Genomic DNA, 16,155 nt, shown 5'->3' on the forward strand with positions numbered 1-16,155 from the left:
GTCATGAGCGGTACCGTCGTCGTCGTTGAAGACAACGCGATGAACATGAAGCTCCTGGAACAGGCGCTGACCATCGCGGGCTACACCACCGTCAAGTCGTCGGACGGCGACGGCCTTGTGGACCTGGCGGCCGGCAGCGGAGCGGGCGTCATCCTGATGGACATCCAGCTGCCGAAATATTCCGGCATCGACCTGTTGAAGCAGCTGCGCGCCGACGACCGCACCAGGTCCGTGCCGGTGGTCGCGGTCACCGCCTTCGCCGACCCGGATTCGGTGGCCGGGTTCATGGAGGAAGGCTTCAACCAGGTGATCACCAAACCCATCTCCATCCGCAAGCTGCTGGACGAAGTGGCGCGCTATTGCGGCGGAGAGTAAGCATGCGGGCAGGATGCCCGCGCTCCGGAACAGCCCTCTTCGTGGAGCGCGGCCGTCCCGGCCGCATCGGGGCGTTGGGCCGTCCCGGCCCTACTGGGCGGTGAACTGCTTTTCCACGTCCTTGATCAGGTCGATGCCCTGAATCATCTCGCTCATCATGAAGTCGGCCCGCTTGATGGGCCCGCCCGAACTGGGACGCGGGAACATCTTGGCGAACGAGCTCATCTTCACGGTCAGGCCGCACAGCGCGGCGCCGATGGTGACGTGGTAGCGCTCGATCATTCCCTTCACCGAGCGGAATTCTTCCTGTGAGATGTTCTCCCACATCTCGCGGGTGCGCTTGTCGAACACTTCCAGCCGACCCGAGATCGAGGCCGAGATCGAGTTGATCACCTCCTCGATCATGTCGCAGGTCTTCATCAGGTTGACGTTCTGCTTCAGCTGGAAATGGGTGCGGATGGGGGCCAGCGCCTGGACGCAGGCGGTGAAATAGGGCTCCAGCCGGTCGAGGCAATGGCGGAAGTAGGACAGCGACATGAAGGTGTCGCCGTAATCCTCGAGGAAGCGCGGCACGTCGAAGATGTCGATGTTCAGGCTTTGGGCCATGGTCTCGAGACGCTGGCGGGCCTTCTTGACGTCGGGATCGCGGAACAGCTTCAAGAGGTCGTCGTAGGTCTCGATGTTCACCGCCTCGTCCGCATAGATCATCTTCATCAGCGGGCGGGTGAACATGATCATGTAGCGGGTCAGCTCGCTGGCCTTTTCCGGCGACAGCTTCAAGGCCGCGTAGTCGTTCACCGGGATGCCATGCTCGCGCAAGGAAATGCGCAGGGAGTAGACGTCGTAGCTGGGCAGCAGCGCCAGACGGCGCAGGATGCCGAGATCGGGATGAATCTGCTCGGTCGGCCAGCCGAACATGGCCGGCAGGGATTCCACGTCCACCTGCCCCGAGCCGGTCTGGACGTCGGAGAACAGCTCGACCGCGCTGCGCAACCGCACGTTCTTGATCAGCTTGGCGCTTTGCAGCGCGGGAGTCTGGAGCGGGATGATGGATAACGGCAGCACGAACATGGAATCCATGTCGCTGTCGTTAATAGGCTTCAATCCGTCGTCGTCTGACATTTTACTCTCGGTCCCCATCCCGAGCGCTTATTGTGCCTGCTTTGCCGCCGATCGCAATGGGGAACATGAATCCAATTCCGTTTGGATGTGTCACATACATGAGGAATTGATGATATTTGTCGTGTATCCTCTCTCCTCGTCATGCGTCGTTTCCGTGGGGGGAAATCTGCCGTGCCTGCAAGAGCCATCCGCTTCGTCTTCGCCGCCGCCCTGCTGCTGTGCTTGGGGGGCGGGCTCGCGGCCGCCCAGGATATCCGCTTCTTCCAGATCGGCACCGGCCCGACGGGCGAGACCCGCTTCGCCTTCGGCGGCCTGATCGCCAACGCCATCAGCAATCCCCCCGGCTCGCGCGAGTGCGACAAGGGCGGCTCGTGCGGCGTGCCGGGCATGGTGGCGGTGGCCAAGTCCACCGGCGGCGCCATTTCCAATATCGAGGCCATCGCGGCCAAACGGCTCGACGCCGCCCTGGTCCAGGCCGACATCGCCTATTGGGCCTATCACGGCACCGGCATCTACAAGGGCAAGGGGGCGGTCCAGAACCTGCGGGCCATCGCCATGCTCTATCCGGAAAGCCTGCATCTGGTGGCGCGCAAGGATGCCAAGATCCATTCGGTCAAGGACCTCAGGGGCAAGCGGGTGTCGCTGGGCGACAAGGATTCGGGCGAGCTGGTCCACGGCCGCCTGCTGCTGGCCGCCTTCGGCATGAACGAAAGCCAGATCAAGCAAAGCTTCCTCAAGCCCGGCCCCGCCGCCGATTCCATGGCCGCCGGCCAGTTGGACGCCATGCTGGTGGTGGACGGAATGCCGGTGCCCATCATCGCCGAACTGGCCCAGCGCACCGACATCGTGCTGATCCCCCTGGCCGGGCCGGAAGTGGACAAGATGCGGTCCACCTATCCCTTCTTCTCGGCCTCCTCCATCCCGGCGGAGACCTATCGCGGCATCGAGGCGGAGGTGAAGACCCTGGACGTGGGCGTGGTGCTGGTCACCGCCGCCGAACGGCCCAACGACCTGATCTACGGCGTCACCCGCGCGCTGTGGCATCCCAGCACCCAGAAGCTGCTGACCGAAAGCCACCCGCGCGGCAAGCTGGTCAACCTGTCGGCCGCCGGCCTGGACAAGCTGGGCATCCAGCTGCATGGCGGCGCCTCGGCCTATTATTTCGACGCCGGGGTCACTCACTGATTTGCAGGGCATGACCGCTCGTACTATCTTGCCACCATGAGCGAGACCCCCGCCCCCACGCCCTATCGCGTCCTGGCCCGCAAGTACCGGCCCACCGACTTCGCCGGTCTGATCGGGCAGGAGGCCATGGTCCGCACGCTGTCGAACGCCATCAAGACCGGCCGCCTCGCCCATGCCTTCGTGCTGACCGGCGTGCGCGGCGTGGGCAAGACCACCACGGCACGCATCATCGCCCGGGCGCTGAACTGCGTCGGACCGGACGGCAAGGGTGGCCCCACCATCGACCCCTGCGGCACGTGCGAGCACTGCCGCGCCATCGCCGAGGACCGCCACGTCGATATCCTGGAGATGGACGCCGCCAGCCGCACCGGCGTCAACGACATCCGCGAGATCATCGAGGGCGTGCGCTACCGCCCCACTTCGGCGCGCTTCAAGGTCTACATCATCGACGAGGTCCACATGCTGTCCACGGCGGCGTTCAACGCGCTGCTGAAGACACTGGAGGAGCCGCCGGAACACGTGAAGTTCGTGTTCGCCACCACCGAGATCCGCAAGATCCCCGTCACCGTGCTGTCGCGCTGCCAGCGCTTCGACCTGCGCCGCGTCGAGATGGAGGTGCTGGCCAAGCATTTCGAGGGCATCGCCGCCAAGGAACAGGCCGAGATCGCGCCGGCGGCGCTGAAACTGATCGCGCGCGCCGCCGACGGCTCGGTCCGTGACGGCCTGTCGCTGTTGGATCAGGCCATCAGCCATGGGGCCGGCGCGGTGACCGAGGCCCAGGTGCGCGACATGCTGGGCCTGGCCGACCGCGCCCGGGTCTTCGATCTTCTGGACGCCATCATGAAGGGCGACGTGCCCACCGCGCTGGACCAGATCACCGACCAGTACGCCGCCGGCGCCGATCCGGCGGTGGTGCTCCAAGACATGCTGGAGCTGGTCCACTGGCTGACCCGCCTCAAGGTCACCCCCGACGCCGCCGACCAGCTGGGCGCGTCCGAGACCGAGCGGGTCAAGGGTGCCGAGATGGCCAAGGCCCTGTCGCTGGCCGCGCTGACGCGGGCCTGGCAGATGCTGCTGAAAGGCCTGGGCGAGACCCGCAACGCCCCCAACCCCCTGCAGGCCGCCGAGATGGCGGTGGTGCGCCTGGCCTATGCCGCCGAACTGCCCAGTCCGGCCGAACTGGTGGAGCAATTGCGCGCCAATCCGCCCCCGCCCCCCGCCCCGCGCGGCCCCGGCGGCGGCGGCGGCGGCGGCGGCTTTGCTGGCGGCGGCGGCGGAGCCGATGCCGTCTCCGGCCATCATGTGGGCGGCGGACCGGTGCATGGCCCGGCCACCGCGCTGAAGCTTCAGCCGGCGCCCGTCGCCGAGACGGTGATCCTGCCCGCCATGCCTCCCGACTTCGCGGCGGTGGTGGCGCTGTTCACCGAACGCCGCGAAGGCCTGATCGCCGTGCAGTTGCGCACCCAGGTCAATCTGGTCTCCTTCGCCGCCGGCCGTATCGAATGGCGGCAGAACGGCGCCGCCGGCTCCGACCTGGCGCCCAAGACGGCGCGGCTGCTGTCGGAATGGACCGGCCGGCGCTGGACGGTGTCGGTCAACTCCACCGACCCGGCCCAGCCGACCCTGGCCGAGCAGGAAACCAACGCCGAATTGCGCCGCCGCGCCGACGCCGCCGAGCACCCGCTGGTCAAGGCGGTGCTGGCCGCCTTCCCCGGCGCCAGCATCGAGGCGGTGCGCGACTTAGGGACCGAAGAGGATCTGCTGCCCGCCCCGGCGCCGGTAGACGACCCCGAGGCGATCGCCGACGACGAACTGATCCCTGGAGAGGAAGATCTATGAAGAACCTTGGCAACCTGATGAAGCAGGCCCAGCAGATGCAGTCCAAGATGGCCGAGATGCAGGCCACCATGGCCGAGATGGAGGTCACCGGCTCGGCCGGGGCCGGCATGCTGCAGGTGACGCTGAACGGCAAGTACGAGCTGAAGAAGGTCAAGATCGACCCGTCCCTGGTGGACCCCAGCGACGTCGAGGTGCTGGAAGACCTGATCCTGGCCGCCTTCAACGACGCCAAGACCAAGGCCGAGACCGCCATGGCCGACGAGATGGCGAAGCTGACCGGCGGGCTGAACCTGCCGCCCGGCTTCAAGCTGCCGTTCTGATCCCGTAACAGGTCCGCCATCGCAATGGTCGGCCCCGAGATCGAACGCCTGATCCAACTTCTTTCGCGGTTGCCGGGACTGGGCCCACGCTCGGCCCGGCGCGCCGCGCTACGGCTGGTGGAAAAGCGCGAAACCCTGCTGGTGCCCTTGGGCCAGGCCATGGCCGAGGCCGCCGCCAAGGTGCGCACCTGCTCGGTCTGCGGCAATTTCGACACCATCGATCCTTGCGCCATCTGCGCCGATCACCGCCGTGATCCGTCACAGCTTTGCGTGGTCGAGGACGTGGCCGGGCTGTGGGCCATGGAGCGCACCGGCAGCTTCAAGGGCCGCTATGCCGTCCTTGGCGGCCTGCTGTCCGCCCTGGACGGCATCGGCCCCGACGATTTGGGCATCGCCCCCCTGGTGGCCCGCGCCGCCGACCCGGCCGTCACCGAAGTGATCCTGGCCACCCCCGCCACGGTGGAGGGCCAGACCACCGCCCATTACGTGGCGGAGCGGCTGGCGGAGTGCCACGTCACCGTCTCGGGCCTCGCCCACGGCGTGCCGGTGGGCGGCGAACTGGACCACCTGGACGACGGCACCATCACCGCGGCCCTTCGGGCGCGGCGCGTGTTCTGATCAGGCCTTCACGCACAGCCGCACATTGCCCCACAGCCTTCCCTTGAGGAAAATGGGGGACGAAATGTCCTTCAGCACTTGGAACTGCCCGTTGCCCAGGTTGCGGCGGAAGGTCTGGACCAGGAACGGCTTGGTGGACTTGCCGCAACGGATGGCGGTGCGGTCGTAAAAGCGCATGCGATGGCGGGAATTGGCCATGTTCCAGGCCGGATCGTCCTGGCGCGGGGGATGCGAATACTGCTTGTTGTGAACCGGCATGTAGCCGTTGCGGTCGGTGACGGTGCATAGGACCACATCGGGCGAGATGTCCAGTTTGGGCTCCACCACCGGCGGGGCGAGCTTTTCCAGCAACGGAAGCCAACGGGTGGTGTAGCGTTCCGGCCGGATGTTGGGAATCTCCCGGTAATCCTCGTCGAACATGGTTTCCAGATCGATCTCGCCGCAGTCGATGGCCTGTTCCAGCAAGGCCGCCATTTCCGCCGCCGTGGCCTGGACCGTCCGGATATAGGGCGTATCCACGGTCTCGATTCCGGCATTGGCCAGCATCTCGATCAGGTCCTCGCCATGTTCCAGCAACTGGTAGGTGGCGGCGCTGACCTGCTCGGCATCGGCCTTGGACAGGGCTTCGTTGTCGGCGACCTGGCGAATTTCCGCCACCACCTGGGAACATTGCCGGCTGTTGTCCTCGGCGCCCGCCGCCATTTCGGCGATGCGGCCGGCCATGGTGTCCATGGAGACGCAGACCTCGTCGATCCCGGCGATCGCCTCGCCGATGGCCCCCGTCCCCGCCTGGGCCGACGCCGCCGCCCCGGTGGCCGCGCCGCTTTCGGTGATCAGGGCGGTGATCTGGTCGCGCAGTTCGGCCACCGTGCCCTGGATGGTCTTCACCATGTCCGAGGTCCGGCGCGACAATTCCTTGACCTCGTTGGCCACCACGGTGAAGCCCCGTCCGGCCTCGCCGGCCCGCGCCGCCTCGATGGTGGCGTTGAGCGCCAGCATGTTGGTGGCCCGCGCGATGATTTCGATTTCCTGGGTGGCCTTGCCCACCCTCTCCAGGGATCCCTGGAGGCCGGGCAATTGCCGCTCGATCCGCTGGGTGCTGTCCACCAGTCCGAAGATGTCGGCCATGGCCTGCTTGATGGCGCCCTGGGAATGGGTCATGCGCTCGGCCATGGTTCCGGCCGCCTCGCGGCTTTCGGCCGCGGCCAGGGCGATCTGGCCGTTGGAGGATTCCATGGCGGCGGTGGCCGCGCTGACCTTGGACAGCAACTCGGTCTGCGCCGCGATACGAGTCGAGACATCGAAGATGCGCCCTGCGATATCGGCGGAATTGATGCCGAGCCTGCCGATTCTTTCGGCGAGAACGCCGATCAGACGATCCGCGTCCATTTCGATGATATCGCGCCGATCGAGCATGCCTTCCATGATCCCCCCTCCGATCTCAGAGCCTTTGCGGGCGTCCCCCGACAGCCCAGGGCAAGATACCGGCACCCTCAGGATTAGAAAAGTCTGATCCTGCGGAAAAACAACAGATGCCGGCATGAAGCTTCCGAGATCAGGACGCCGCCCGGGCCTCCATCACCCAGGCCTGCATGGCGGGATGGGCCATGACGGCGTCGCAATAGGCGCTGGTCACCGGCCCCACCGGCAGGCTGTAGGTGCGGATGCGGGTGACGACGGGGGCGTACATGGCGTCGGCGTTGGTGAAGGCCCCGAACAGGAAGGGGCCGCCCTGGCCGAAGCGGGTGCGGCACTCGCTCCAGATGGCGTCGATGCGGGCGACGTCGGCCTTCACGTCGTCGGGAATCTCGGCCATGGGGTGGTCTTCCACCACGTCCATGGGGCAGGCAGAGCGCAGCGGCACGAAGCCGGCATGCATCTCCGCCGAGATGGAGCGGGCGTGGGCGCGGGCCTCGCGGTCTTCGGGCCACAATTTGGCCTCGGGGAAGCGCTCGGCCAGATATTCGCAGATGGCCAGCGAATCCCAGACCTTGACGCCCCCGTCATCCAGCATGGGAATCTTGCCCGACGGCGACCATTTGAGAATCGTCTCCTTGGTGTCGGGCTGGCGCAGTTCGATATGCACCTGACGGAAGGGGGCGCCGGTGGCCGCCAAGGCCATCCAGGCCCGAAGCGACCAGGACGACCAGCGCTTGGTGCCGACGACGAGGGTGAGTGACATGACGCTTCCCAAACCGTGGATGGTCACGGATCATGGGAGCAAGTGAAGGATGCCTTCAATAGGGAATTTAAGGAGAAAACAAGGTGCTGGAGCAACTGGTCGAGGCCGACGGGACGACGACGGATCTGGTCGCGCTTCGCAAGGGCGAACTGGCCGCGTGGCTGGACGGCCAGCCGGAAGGCGTTCGCCGCTGGGTGGACCAGAGCGGCTTCAAGGCCGAACCCGGCTCCGTCTGCCTGCTGCCCGGCGCGGACGGCGCCCTGGCCGCCGCGCTGGCGGGCTTGCCCGACGAGGACGATCCCTGGGCCTTTGCCCATTTTCCGCCCAAGCTGCCCGCCCGCGCCTACCGCCTGTCCCGGCCGCTATCCGCCGCCGACTCGGGGCGCGCCGCTCTGGCCTGGGCGCTTTCCGCCTATTCCTTCGACCGCTACAAGGCGCGCAAGGGCAAGGATCTGCCCCGCCTGGTGTGGCCGGAGGCCGCCGACCGCGCCCGGGTGGAGTCCTGCGCCGAGGCCTTCACCCTGGTGCGCGACCTGATCAACACCCCGGCCTCGGACATGGGACCGGCGGAACTGGCCGCCGCCGCAGATTCCCTGGCGGCGCGCTTCGGCGCCAAATGCCGGGTGATCGTCGGCGACGGCCTCTTGGCCGAGAACTACCCCGCCATCCATGCGGTGGGGCGCGGCGCGGCGCAAAACCGCCGCCCCCGCCTGATCGACCTGCGCTGGGGCGACGAGCGCGCCCCCAAGGTCACCCTGGTGGGCAAGGGGGTGTGCTTCGACACCGGCGGGCTGGACTTAAAGCCGTCGTCCAACATGAAGCTGATGAAGAAGGACATGGGCGGCGCCGCCCATGTGCTGGGCCTGGCCTCCATGATCATGGCGGCCGGGCTAAAGCTCAGGCTGCGCGTGCTGATCCCGGCGGTGGAGAACTCGGTCTCGGGCGAATCCATGCGGCCGCTGGACGTGCTGGCCACCCGCAAGGGCCTCACCGTCGAGGTGGGCAACACCGACGCCGAGGGCCGCCTGATCCTCGCCGACGCCCTGGCCGAGGCGGCCACCGAGAAGCCCGCATTGCTGATCGACGTCGCCACCCTGACCGGCGCGGCGCGCAGCGCGCTGGGCACCGATTTGCCGGCCCTGTTCAGCAACAACGACCTGCTGGCCAGCGACCTGCTGAGGGCCGGAGAGGCCGAGGGCGAGCCCATGTGGCGCCTGCCGCTCTACAAGCCCTATCGCCGCATGATCGAGTCCAAGGTGGCGGACCTCGCCAACGCCACGGACTCCCCCCATGCCGGGGCGATCACCGCCGCCCTGTTCCTGCAGGAATTCGTTGAACCCGACATCGCCTGGGCCCATCTGGACATCATGGCCTGGAACGGCGCGGCGCGGCCCGGCCGGCCCGAGGGCGGCGAGGCCCTGGCGCTCAAGGCCCTGTTCGCCACCATCGCCCAGCGGTTCACATAGCGCCGACGGCTTTCGGCGGGCGGGACGCCCGCGCTCCGGTCACGAGGGCCTTTGCCTGGAGCGCGGCCGTCCCGGCCGCAGCCGCCCGGAAGCAAGACAACCCTTTACAGGGGCGGCGAATCCTTCCATGAGTCATCTCTTCCAAGGGGACAGATGACTTGATCGACATCCGGCCGGTTCTCTTCGTCAACGGCTTCCTGCTGCTGGTGCTGGCCTTGGCCATGGGCATCCCGGCGGTGGTCGATCTGCTGGCCGGCGACGTGGACTGGAAGGTCTTCGCGGTATCGGCCATGGTCACCGCCTTCGCCGGCCTGGCCCTGACCTTCGGCACGCGGGCCAAGGGCCGGCCCACTCTGTCGGCGCGCCAGGCCTTCATGCTGACCACTTTGGCCTGGATCACCACGGCGGCCTTCGCGGCGCTGCCCTTCGCCTTCTCCAACCTGCGCCTGTCGCCCACCGACGCCGTGTTCGAGGCCATGAGCGGCCTGACCACCACCGGGGCGACGGTGATCGTCGGCCTGGACCATGCGCCGCGCGGCATCCTGATCTGGCGCGCTTTGCTCAACTGGCTGGGCGGCATCGGCATCATCATCATGGCGGTGGCCATCCTGCCTTTGCTGCGCATCGGCGGCATGCAGGTGTTCCGCATGGAGACCTCGGACCGGACCGACACCATCAAACCGCGCATCACCCAGGTGGCCACCTCCATCGCCCTGGTCTACGGGGTGTTCACCGCCCTGGCGGCCCTGGCCTTCTGGGCGGCGGGCATGGGCCGCTTCGACGCCGTCTGCCACGCCATGGCCGCCATCTCCACCGGCGGCTTCTCCACCTCGGACACCAAGCTGGCCCATTGGAGCACCGCCGTGCAGTGGGTCGCCATCTTCGCCATGATGGTCGGCGGCTCCAGCTTCGTGCTGTGGACCGGCCCCTGGCGCCGGGGCCGCCCGCGCATCATGGACGACGCCCAGGCCCACTGGTACCTGATGTTCATCGGCACCGCCGGCGGCGTGATGGCGCTGTGGCAATGGGCGGTCAACGACATGAGCTTCGGCATCGCCGTCCGCCACGCCGCCTTCAACGTGGTGTCCACCGTCACCACAACCGGCTTCGTCTCCACCGATTACGGCGCCTGGGGCGGCTTCGCCCACGTGGTGTTCTTCATCCTGGTGTTCATCGGCGGCTGCACCGGCTCCACCGCCGGGGGCGTGAAGATCTTCCGCTGGGAATTGCTGTTCGCCCTGGCCGGCATCCACCTGAAGCGCCTGCTTCACCCCCACGGGGTTTTCGTCATCCACTACAACCAGCGCCCCATCGCGCCCGCCGTCCTCGATTCGGTGCAGGGCTTCGTGGTGATGTACTTCTTCACCTTCGCCCTGTTCGCGCTGGCCTTGAGCATGGTCGGCCTGGACTTCCTGACCGCGCTGTCGGGATCGGCCGCCGCCCTGGCCAATGCCGGGCCGGGAATCGGCGACGTGATCGGCCCGTTCGGCAGCTACCGCCCCCTGCCCGATTCCGCCAAGTGGATCCTGGCCGCGGAAATGATGCTGGGCCGCCTGGAGCTGTTCACCGTGGCGGTGCTGTTCTCGCGCAGCTATTGGCGGGAGTAGCGCAGACATGCTCGACCTTCGCCCCGTCCTGTCCTCCATCGGCGCCCTGGTCTGCGTGCTGGCCGCCGCCATGTGGCTGCCGGCCATCCTCGATTTCCGCGACGGACACGAGGAATGGCGGGTCTTCGCCACCTCGTCGGGACTGACCCTGTTTTTCGGCCTGGCCCTGCTGCTGGGCACCAGGACGCCGCACCGGCGGCGCAGCGTGCGCCAGACCTATCTGATCGCCACCTTCGGCTGGATGGTTCCCGCCCTGTTCGCCGCCCTTCCCCTGGTCTACGGTCCGCTGCAGCTGTCGGTCACCGACGCGGTGTTCGAGGCCATGGCGGGGCTGACCGCCACCAGCGCCACGGTGATCCGCGGCCTTGACGCCCTGCCGCGCGGATTGCTGCTGTGGCGGGCGCTGCTGGGCTGGCTGGGCGGCATCGGCGTCATCGCGCTGGCCATCACCGTCCTGCCCGACCTGGCGGTGGGCGGCATGCAGATGTTCCGGCTCGAAGTCCCCGGCCCGGCCGAGCGCGCCACCTCGCGGGGCAAGCGCATCGCGCTTTCCATCCTGGCCGGCTATTGCGGCGCCACCGCCCTGCTGGCGCTGGCGCTGTGGCTGGCCGGGATGAGCGGTTTCGAGGCCCTGGTCCACGCCATGGGCACCATCTCCACCTCGGGCGCCTCGACCTCGGACGCCTCCATCGGCCATTTCGACAGCGCCGCCATCACGCTTCTGATCACGCTGGGCATGATCCTGGGCGGCATGCCGTTCCTGCTGTTCTTCCACATCCTGCGCGGCAACCGGAAGATCGTGTCCCGCGACCACCAGCTGCGCTGGTATTTCGCCCTGCTGCTGCTGGGGACCCTGGGGGTGACGGCGTGGCTGATGACCAGCCGGGGGCTGGCCCCGCTGGACGCGGCCCGCCACGGGGCGCTGACCGTGGTGTCGGTGATGACCGGAACCGGCCACTTCACCCTGGAATACGGCAATTGGGGCGGCATGCCCGCCGCCATCCTGTTCTTCCTGGCCTTCGTGGGAGGCTGCGCCGGCTCGACCAGCGGCGGCATCAAGGTCTTCCGCTTCCAGTTCCTGTTCGCCGACGCCCTGATGCAGATGCGCCGGCTGTTGCGGCCGCACGCGGTGCTGATCGCCAGCTTCAACCGCCGCCCCATCCCCGAGGACGTTCTGGGCTCGGTGATGGGCTTCCTGTTCGTCTACGCGTTGTCCTTCGCCATGCTGGCCATGTCGCTGGCCTTCCTCGGCCTCGACTTCGTCACGGCGGTGTCGGCGGCGGCCTCGGCGCTGGCCAATCTGGGGCCGGGCCTGGGGGCGGAGATCGGCCCCGGCGGGTCCTATGCCGGGCTGCCCGATCTGGCCAAGTGGCTGCTGTCCATGGGCATGCTGGCCGGGCGGCTGGAAGTGTTCACCGTGCTGGTGCTGTTCGTGCCCGCCTTCTGGCGGCAATAGCCGCCGGGCCCGCCTTCTGGCGGCAATAAATTCGGATGAAAGTCCCTCGGCTTCGCCTCGGTGTACTTTCATCCGGGCAGAAGGTGGAGGGAAACGGGCTTGGGACGGCCCGGCGCCCGCTTCCCGAGTCGTTGTCCCGCGAGGTTGCGGACAACCTCGCGGCTTATGTCAGCCAAAGAGCTTGTCGATGGCGTCCTGGCCCAGCATGCGGTCCACGTCGGCCTGGGACACGCCCTGGCCGGGCAGCTGGGGCCCGTGCAGCAGCGCCTTGTCGGGATCGGTCTCTTCCTTCTTGATCTCGACCACCACCTTGGTCAGCTCGTCCTTGCCCCAGGTCAGGATGACGGCCTTGATCCGGTCCTCGACGAACTTCATCGAGTTGACGATCTTGGAGATGCGCTGGCCGGTGATGTCCTGGAACGAGCAGGCCTCGAACACCTGATTGACCCGGTCGTCCACCTTGTCGAACACCTTGGCCAGCGGCTCGTTGTCGATGGCGGCGGCGCGGGCCTCGATCATCAGCTCGCTGATGGTCTCCATGCTTTCCATGATGGTGTTGGTGGCGCTTTCCGTGGCGCCGACGATGGCGTCGAGCTGCTCGGACATGCTGCCGAAATGATCGGTGGCACCGGGCGGGTTGAGGGCCGCCAGCTCGGTCTTGATCTTCTGGAGGTGCCCGAACAGCCCCACCAGCTCGCGCTTGAGGAGGCCGCTGTCGGTCATCGGTGTCCGCATGTTCATTCCATCGCCTTCATATAGACGCCTGAGGATAGCCTGTTTATCAGGATGACGCCAAGGGCCATCCCGCCGTTCAGTCCTTGCCCCGGAAGGTCCGCACCAGAGCCCGGGCCGCCGCGCCCGGGGCCATGAGGCCGGCGGCGACGCCCCGCTCCATCTCGGGCAGCAGGGTTTCCACCTGGGGGTCGTCGCGAAGCGCCTGCAGCAGGGTTTCCGAAACCTCGTTCCACATCCAGGCGTGGGCCTGGGCGGCGCGGCGCTCGGCCAGGGCGCCGGCCTTGTCCATGGTGGCGCGGTAGCTGTCGATGGTCGACCACACCTCGTCGATGCCTGAGCGCGCCAGGGCCGAACAGGTCAGCACCGGCACGGTCCAATGGGGCGAGGCCGGAGCCAGCAGGTGCAGCGCGTTCTTGTAGTCGCGCGCCGCGCGGGCGGCGGCGGCGGCCAGGTCGCCGTCCGCCTTGTTGACGATGATGGCGTCGGCCAACTCGACGATGCCCTTCTTGATGCCCTGCAACTCGTCGCCGCCGCCCGGCACCAGGACCAGCAGGAACATGTCCACCATCTCGGCCACCGCCGTCTCGGATTGGCCGACGCCCACCGTCTCGACCACGATCACGTCGAACCCCGCCGCCTCGCAGACCAGCATGGCCTCGCGCGTGCGGCGCGCCACGCCGCCCAGCGTGCAGCCCGACGGGCTGGGGCGGATGAAGGCGCGGGCATCCCTGGACAATTCCTCCATGCGGGTCTTGTCGCCGAGGATCGAGCCGCCCGAGCGCGGGCTGGACGGGTCCACCGCCAGTACGGCGGGCCGCTTGCCCATCTCGAGAACGTGCAGGCCGAAGCTTTCGATGAAGGTGCTTTTGCCCGCGCCGGGCACGCCGGTGATGCCGACCCGCACCGAGCGCCCGGTATGGGGCAGCAATTCGTGCATCAGCGCCTCGGCCGCCTCGCGGTGGTCGGGGCGGGTGGATTCGATCAGGGTGATGGCGCGGGCCAGGGCGCGGCGCTCGCCGGCCAGGACGCCGGCGGCCAAGGTCTTGGGATCGGGGGAGGAGCTCACGTTAAGGGCTATCTCTTCTTGTCGTCGGGCTCGCGGCCCTGGTTGAGAAAGGTGAGGATGGCCATGCTGACCAGCTTGGCGCGGTCCTCGTCCGACAGATGGTCGAGAATCTTGCGCTTGGCCCGGTGAACCTCCTGGGCGCGCTTCAAAAGCGCGGCGCGCTCGGAGCCGGGATCGGCCTTGGGCGAAGGCGGGGACGGGGGCTTGGTGGCGGCAGGCTTGGGCCTGGCCTTCGGCTTGGGCTTTTCGTCGGCGAACAGATTTTTGAGGAAGCCGAACATCACGCCCCTCCTCCCAGCAAAGCCTTCAGCGCCACCTTGTTGAGCTTTTCGCGCTCCTCGTCCGACAGCTCCGCCAGCACCCCCTGGCGCGCCCGATGGACCAGCATGGCCGAGCGGATCAGCTGGGCCTTTTCCGGCGGCAGGCGCTTCATGCGCTCTTCCGCCTCGGCCAGCGCGGTGGCGGGATCGCGCTCTTTGCGCTTGGGAGCGGCGGCGACCTGCGGGCGAACGGACGGTCCGGGCGCCGGGCGCTTCAGCGCCTCGCGCGCCCGCTTGTCGAGGACCAGACGGGACAGCCAGCCGAACATGGGCAAGAGTCTATCACCCCAGATAGCGCCGCCGCAAATGCGCCTCGAACACCGCCGGGTCCAGCGGCCGCCCGGTAGCCTGGGTCAACAGGTCGCGGGTGGAGACCAGCGAGCCCCGGGAATGGACCTGGGCGCGCAGCCAGCCCAGCAGCGGCCTGAAATCGCCCCCGGCGATGCCCTTCATCACCTGCGGGTCGGCATTCCTGGCGGCGTCGAACAGCTGGGCGGCGGTCATGGCGCCTAAGGTGTAGGTGGGGAAGTAGCCCCAGGCGCCGCCATACCAGTGGATGTCCTGCAGGCACCCCAGCCGGTCGTCGGGCGGCCGGATGCCCAGCAGGCGCTCATAGCCGTCGTTCCAGGCGGCGGGCAGGTCGTCCAGCTCCATCCGCCCCTCGATCAGCGCCTTTTCCAGGCGGTAGCGGATGATGACGTGGGCGGGATAGGTGACCTCGTCGGCCTCGACCCGGATGAAGCCGCGGGCGACCTTGATGCCGCGCCGGTAGATGTTGTCCGCCTCCCAGGCCGGGCCGTCCGCGTTGAAGGTGGTTTTCAGCAGCGGCGACAGGAAGCCGGCGAACTCGGCCGAGCGGCAGGCCTGCATCTCCATCAGCAGGCTTTGCGATTCATGCATCACCATGCCGCGGGCCCGGCCCACCGGCTGGGGCCGCCAATGGCCCGACGGCAGGCCGAATTCGTACAGCGCGTGGCCGGTCTCGTGCAGCACGCCCATCATGGCCGAGGCGAAGTCGTCCTCGTCGTAGCGGGTGGTCACCCGGATGTCGCCGGGATAGCCGCCGCAGAACGGGTGGTGCGACACGTCCAGGCGGCCGTGGCGGAAGTCGAAGCCCAGCACCTCCATCAGGCGGATGCCCAGCGCCTTCTGCCGCTCGGTGGGAAAGGGGCCTTCCGGCTCGGTCACGGCAGGCCGCGCCGCCTGGGCGTCCAGCACCTCGCCGATGAAGCCGGGCAGGAACTTTTCCAGGGGATCGAACACCGCGTCGATCTCGGCCGAACGCCCCAGGGGTTCGTACTGGTCCAGAAGCGCGTCGTAGATGGAGACGCCCAGCGCCTCGGCCTTGACGTGCCCCACCTCGCGCACCAGGCCCAGCAGCACCTTGAGCGCCGGCAGGACCATTTTGAAATCGGCGGCCGGACGGGCCTGGCGCCACACCATCTCGCAGGCGGATTCGGCCCGCGCCAGGGCGTCCACCAGATCGGCGGGCAGGGCGGACGCGTGAATCCAGTCGCGGCGCATCTCGCGCAGATTGGCCGCCTGCCAGGCATCCAGCGGCCCGGCCGCCGCTTTGTCCAGCAACTCGCCCAGATCGGGGGCGGTGATCTGCTCGTGGTTGATGCCGCGCAGGGTGGCGACCTGCTCGGCGCGGGCCTCGGCGGCACCCTCGGGCATCATGGTCGCCATGTCCCACGACAACACCGACAGGGCCTCGGCAACGGAGTTCATCTTGCGGAAGCGGTCTTCCAGGGTGGCGTAGGCCGGATTGGGGCTCATGGGACTCACATGGTGTCTTAAGGAGTGGAAACGATAGACCATGGCCCTCGGTTCCGGGAATCGTATAATGCCGGAACTTTCCCGC

16 protein-coding genes are annotated in these 16,155 nt (G+C 67.8%); 8 read left to right on the plus strand and 8 right to left on the minus strand.

What is annotated here, in order from left to right; genetic code table 11:
* Positions 1–3 precede the first annotated feature (3 nt).
* Positions 4–375, plus strand: a complete 372-nt coding sequence (locus XM1_RS01510; RefSeq protein ID WP_068428646.1) for a response regulator — start codon at positions 4–6, stop codon at positions 373–375.
* Positions 376–465: 90 nt separating this feature from the next.
* On the opposite strand, the gene XM1_RS01515 is transcribed toward XM1_RS01510, so the two are convergent.
* On the minus strand, positions 466–1,497 hold the full coding sequence (locus XM1_RS01515; protein ID WP_068428649.1) for a hypothetical protein: 1,032 nt from the start codon (positions 1,495–1,497) through the stop codon (positions 466–468).
* 171 nt (positions 1,498–1,668) lie between these two features.
* Between XM1_RS01515 and XM1_RS01520 the strand changes: the two genes are divergently transcribed.
* From XM1_RS01520 to recR, 4 genes are read left to right on the plus strand one after another with little or no spacing between them, the layout of a single operon-like run.
* A complete protein-coding gene (locus XM1_RS01520; protein ID WP_231920651.1) occupies positions 1,669–2,682 on the plus strand; it encodes a TAXI family TRAP transporter solute-binding subunit in 1,014 nt (337 codons plus the stop codon).
* A gap of 36 nt (positions 2,683–2,718) precedes the next feature.
* Complete coding sequence (locus XM1_RS01525; RefSeq protein ID WP_068428655.1) at positions 2,719–4,521, plus strand: DNA polymerase III subunit gamma/tau; 1,803 nt, start codon at positions 2,719–2,721, stop codon at positions 4,519–4,521.
* The gene (locus XM1_RS01530; protein ID WP_068428657.1) at positions 4,518–4,841 is read left to right on the plus strand and encodes a YbaB/EbfC family nucleoid-associated protein; all 324 of its coding nucleotides are present in this window, start codon (positions 4,518–4,520) and stop codon (positions 4,839–4,841) included. The genes XM1_RS01525 and XM1_RS01530 overlap by 4 nt, the downstream gene beginning before the upstream one ends.
* Before the next feature lie 24 nt (positions 4,842–4,865).
* Positions 4,866–5,459 (plus strand): recombination mediator RecR, encoded by a 594-nt coding sequence (recR, locus tag XM1_RS01535; RefSeq protein WP_068428660.1) that lies wholly within the window; start codon positions 4,866–4,868, stop codon positions 5,457–5,459.
* Here the strand turns inward: recR and XM1_RS01540 are convergent, their stop codons facing one another.
* Together XM1_RS01540 and XM1_RS01545 are read right to left on the minus strand one after the other, a co-directional pair.
* A complete protein-coding gene (locus XM1_RS01540; RefSeq protein WP_068428663.1) occupies positions 5,460–6,884 on the minus strand; it encodes a methyl-accepting chemotaxis protein in 1,425 nt (474 codons plus the stop codon).
* A 130-nt stretch (positions 6,885–7,014) separates the two neighbouring features.
* The gene (locus XM1_RS01545) at positions 7,015–7,641 is read right to left on the minus strand and encodes a glutathione S-transferase family protein (RefSeq protein WP_068437363.1); all 627 of its coding nucleotides are present in this window, start codon (positions 7,639–7,641) and stop codon (positions 7,015–7,017) included.
* Between the two features lie 83 nt (positions 7,642–7,724).
* On the opposite strand from XM1_RS01545, the gene XM1_RS01550 reads away from it, so the two are divergent.
* The 3 genes from XM1_RS01550 (at position 7,725) to XM1_RS01560 (ending at position 12,170) form a co-directional block, all read left to right on the plus strand.
* A complete protein-coding gene (locus XM1_RS01550) occupies positions 7,725–9,107 on the plus strand; it encodes a M17 family metallopeptidase (RefSeq protein WP_068428666.1) in 1,383 nt (460 codons plus the stop codon).
* A 158-nt stretch (positions 9,108–9,265) separates the two neighbouring features.
* Entirely contained in the window at positions 9,266–10,714 is a 1,449-nt protein-coding gene (locus XM1_RS01555; RefSeq protein WP_068428669.1) for a TrkH family potassium uptake protein, read from the plus strand.
* 7 nt (positions 10,715–10,721) lie between these two features.
* Entirely contained in the window at positions 10,722–12,170 is a 1,449-nt protein-coding gene (locus tag XM1_RS01560) for a TrkH family potassium uptake protein (RefSeq protein ID WP_068428672.1), read from the plus strand.
* A gap of 168 nt (positions 12,171–12,338) precedes the next feature.
* Here the strand turns inward: XM1_RS01560 and XM1_RS01565 are convergent, their stop codons facing one another.
* The 5 genes from XM1_RS01565 to XM1_RS01585 all read right to left on the minus strand — a co-directional run bounded on the left by XM1_RS01565 (position 12,339) and on the right by XM1_RS01585 (position 16,070).
* Positions 12,339–12,905 (minus strand): protein phosphatase CheZ, encoded by a 567-nt coding sequence (locus tag XM1_RS01565; RefSeq protein WP_231920652.1) that lies wholly within the window; start codon positions 12,903–12,905, stop codon positions 12,339–12,341.
* 76 nt (positions 12,906–12,981) lie between these two features.
* A complete protein-coding gene (meaB, locus tag XM1_RS01570) occupies positions 12,982–13,971 on the minus strand; it encodes a methylmalonyl Co-A mutase-associated GTPase MeaB (protein WP_068428678.1) in 990 nt (329 codons plus the stop codon).
* A gap of 8 nt (positions 13,972–13,979) precedes the next feature.
* Positions 13,980–14,252, minus strand: a complete 273-nt coding sequence (locus XM1_RS01575; protein ID WP_068428681.1) for a hypothetical protein — start codon at positions 14,250–14,252, stop codon at positions 13,980–13,982.
* Positions 14,252–14,560, minus strand: a complete 309-nt coding sequence (locus tag XM1_RS01580; protein ID WP_068428684.1) for a hypothetical protein — start codon at positions 14,558–14,560, stop codon at positions 14,252–14,254. Before XM1_RS01580 ends, XM1_RS01575 begins: the two co-directional genes overlap by 1 nt.
* Positions 14,561–14,573: 13 nt before the next feature.
* On the minus strand, positions 14,574–16,070 hold the full coding sequence (locus XM1_RS01585) for a carboxypeptidase M32 (RefSeq protein WP_156428606.1): 1,497 nt from the start codon (positions 16,068–16,070) through the stop codon (positions 14,574–14,576).
* Positions 16,071–16,155: the final 85 nt, after the last annotated feature.

Origin of the sequence: Magnetospirillum sp. XM-1, assembly GCF_001511835.1 — a bacterium.
Lineage (GTDB): Bacteria > Pseudomonadota > Alphaproteobacteria > Rhodospirillales > Magnetospirillaceae > Phaeospirillum.

What these genes read in the sequence shown, in the direction of transcription:
- XM1_RS01510 (WP_068428646.1), top strand. Translation starts at nt 4, where the DNA reads ATGAGCGGTACCGTCGTCGTCGTTGAAGACAACGCGATGAACATGAAG.
- XM1_RS01515 (WP_068428649.1), bottom strand. Translation starts at nt 1,497, where the DNA reads ATGTCAGACGACGACGGATTGAAGCCTATTAACGACAGCGACATGGAT.
- XM1_RS01525 (WP_068428655.1), top strand. Translation starts at nt 2,719, where the DNA reads ATGAGCGAGACCCCCGCCCCCACGCCCTATCGCGTCCTGGCCCGCAAG.
- XM1_RS01530 (WP_068428657.1), top strand. Translation starts at nt 4,518, where the DNA reads ATGAAGAACCTTGGCAACCTGATGAAGCAGGCCCAGCAGATGCAGTCC.
- recR (WP_068428660.1), top strand. Translation starts at nt 4,866, where the DNA reads ATGGTCGGCCCCGAGATCGAACGCCTGATCCAACTTCTTTCGCGGTTG.
- XM1_RS01540 (WP_068428663.1), bottom strand. Translation starts at nt 6,884, where the DNA reads ATGGAAGGCATGCTCGATCGGCGCGATATCATCGAAATGGACGCGGAT.
- XM1_RS01545 (WP_068437363.1), bottom strand. Translation starts at nt 7,641, where the DNA reads ATGTCACTCACCCTCGTCGTCGGCACCAAGCGCTGGTCGTCCTGGTCG.
- XM1_RS01560 (WP_068428672.1), top strand. Translation starts at nt 10,722, where the DNA reads ATGCTCGACCTTCGCCCCGTCCTGTCCTCCATCGGCGCCCTGGTCTGC.
- XM1_RS01565 (WP_231920652.1), bottom strand. Translation starts at nt 12,905, where the DNA reads ATGCGGACACCGATGACCGACAGCGGCCTCCTCAAGCGCGAGCTGGTG.
- XM1_RS01575 (WP_068428681.1), bottom strand. Translation starts at nt 14,252, where the DNA reads ATGTTCGGCTTCCTCAAAAATCTGTTCGCCGACGAAAAGCCCAAGCCG.
- XM1_RS01580 (WP_068428684.1), bottom strand. Translation starts at nt 14,560, where the DNA reads ATGTTCGGCTGGCTGTCCCGTCTGGTCCTCGACAAGCGGGCGCGCGAG.
- XM1_RS01585 (WP_156428606.1), bottom strand. Translation starts at nt 16,070, where the DNA reads ATGAGCCCCAATCCGGCCTACGCCACCCTGGAAGACCGCTTCCGCAAG.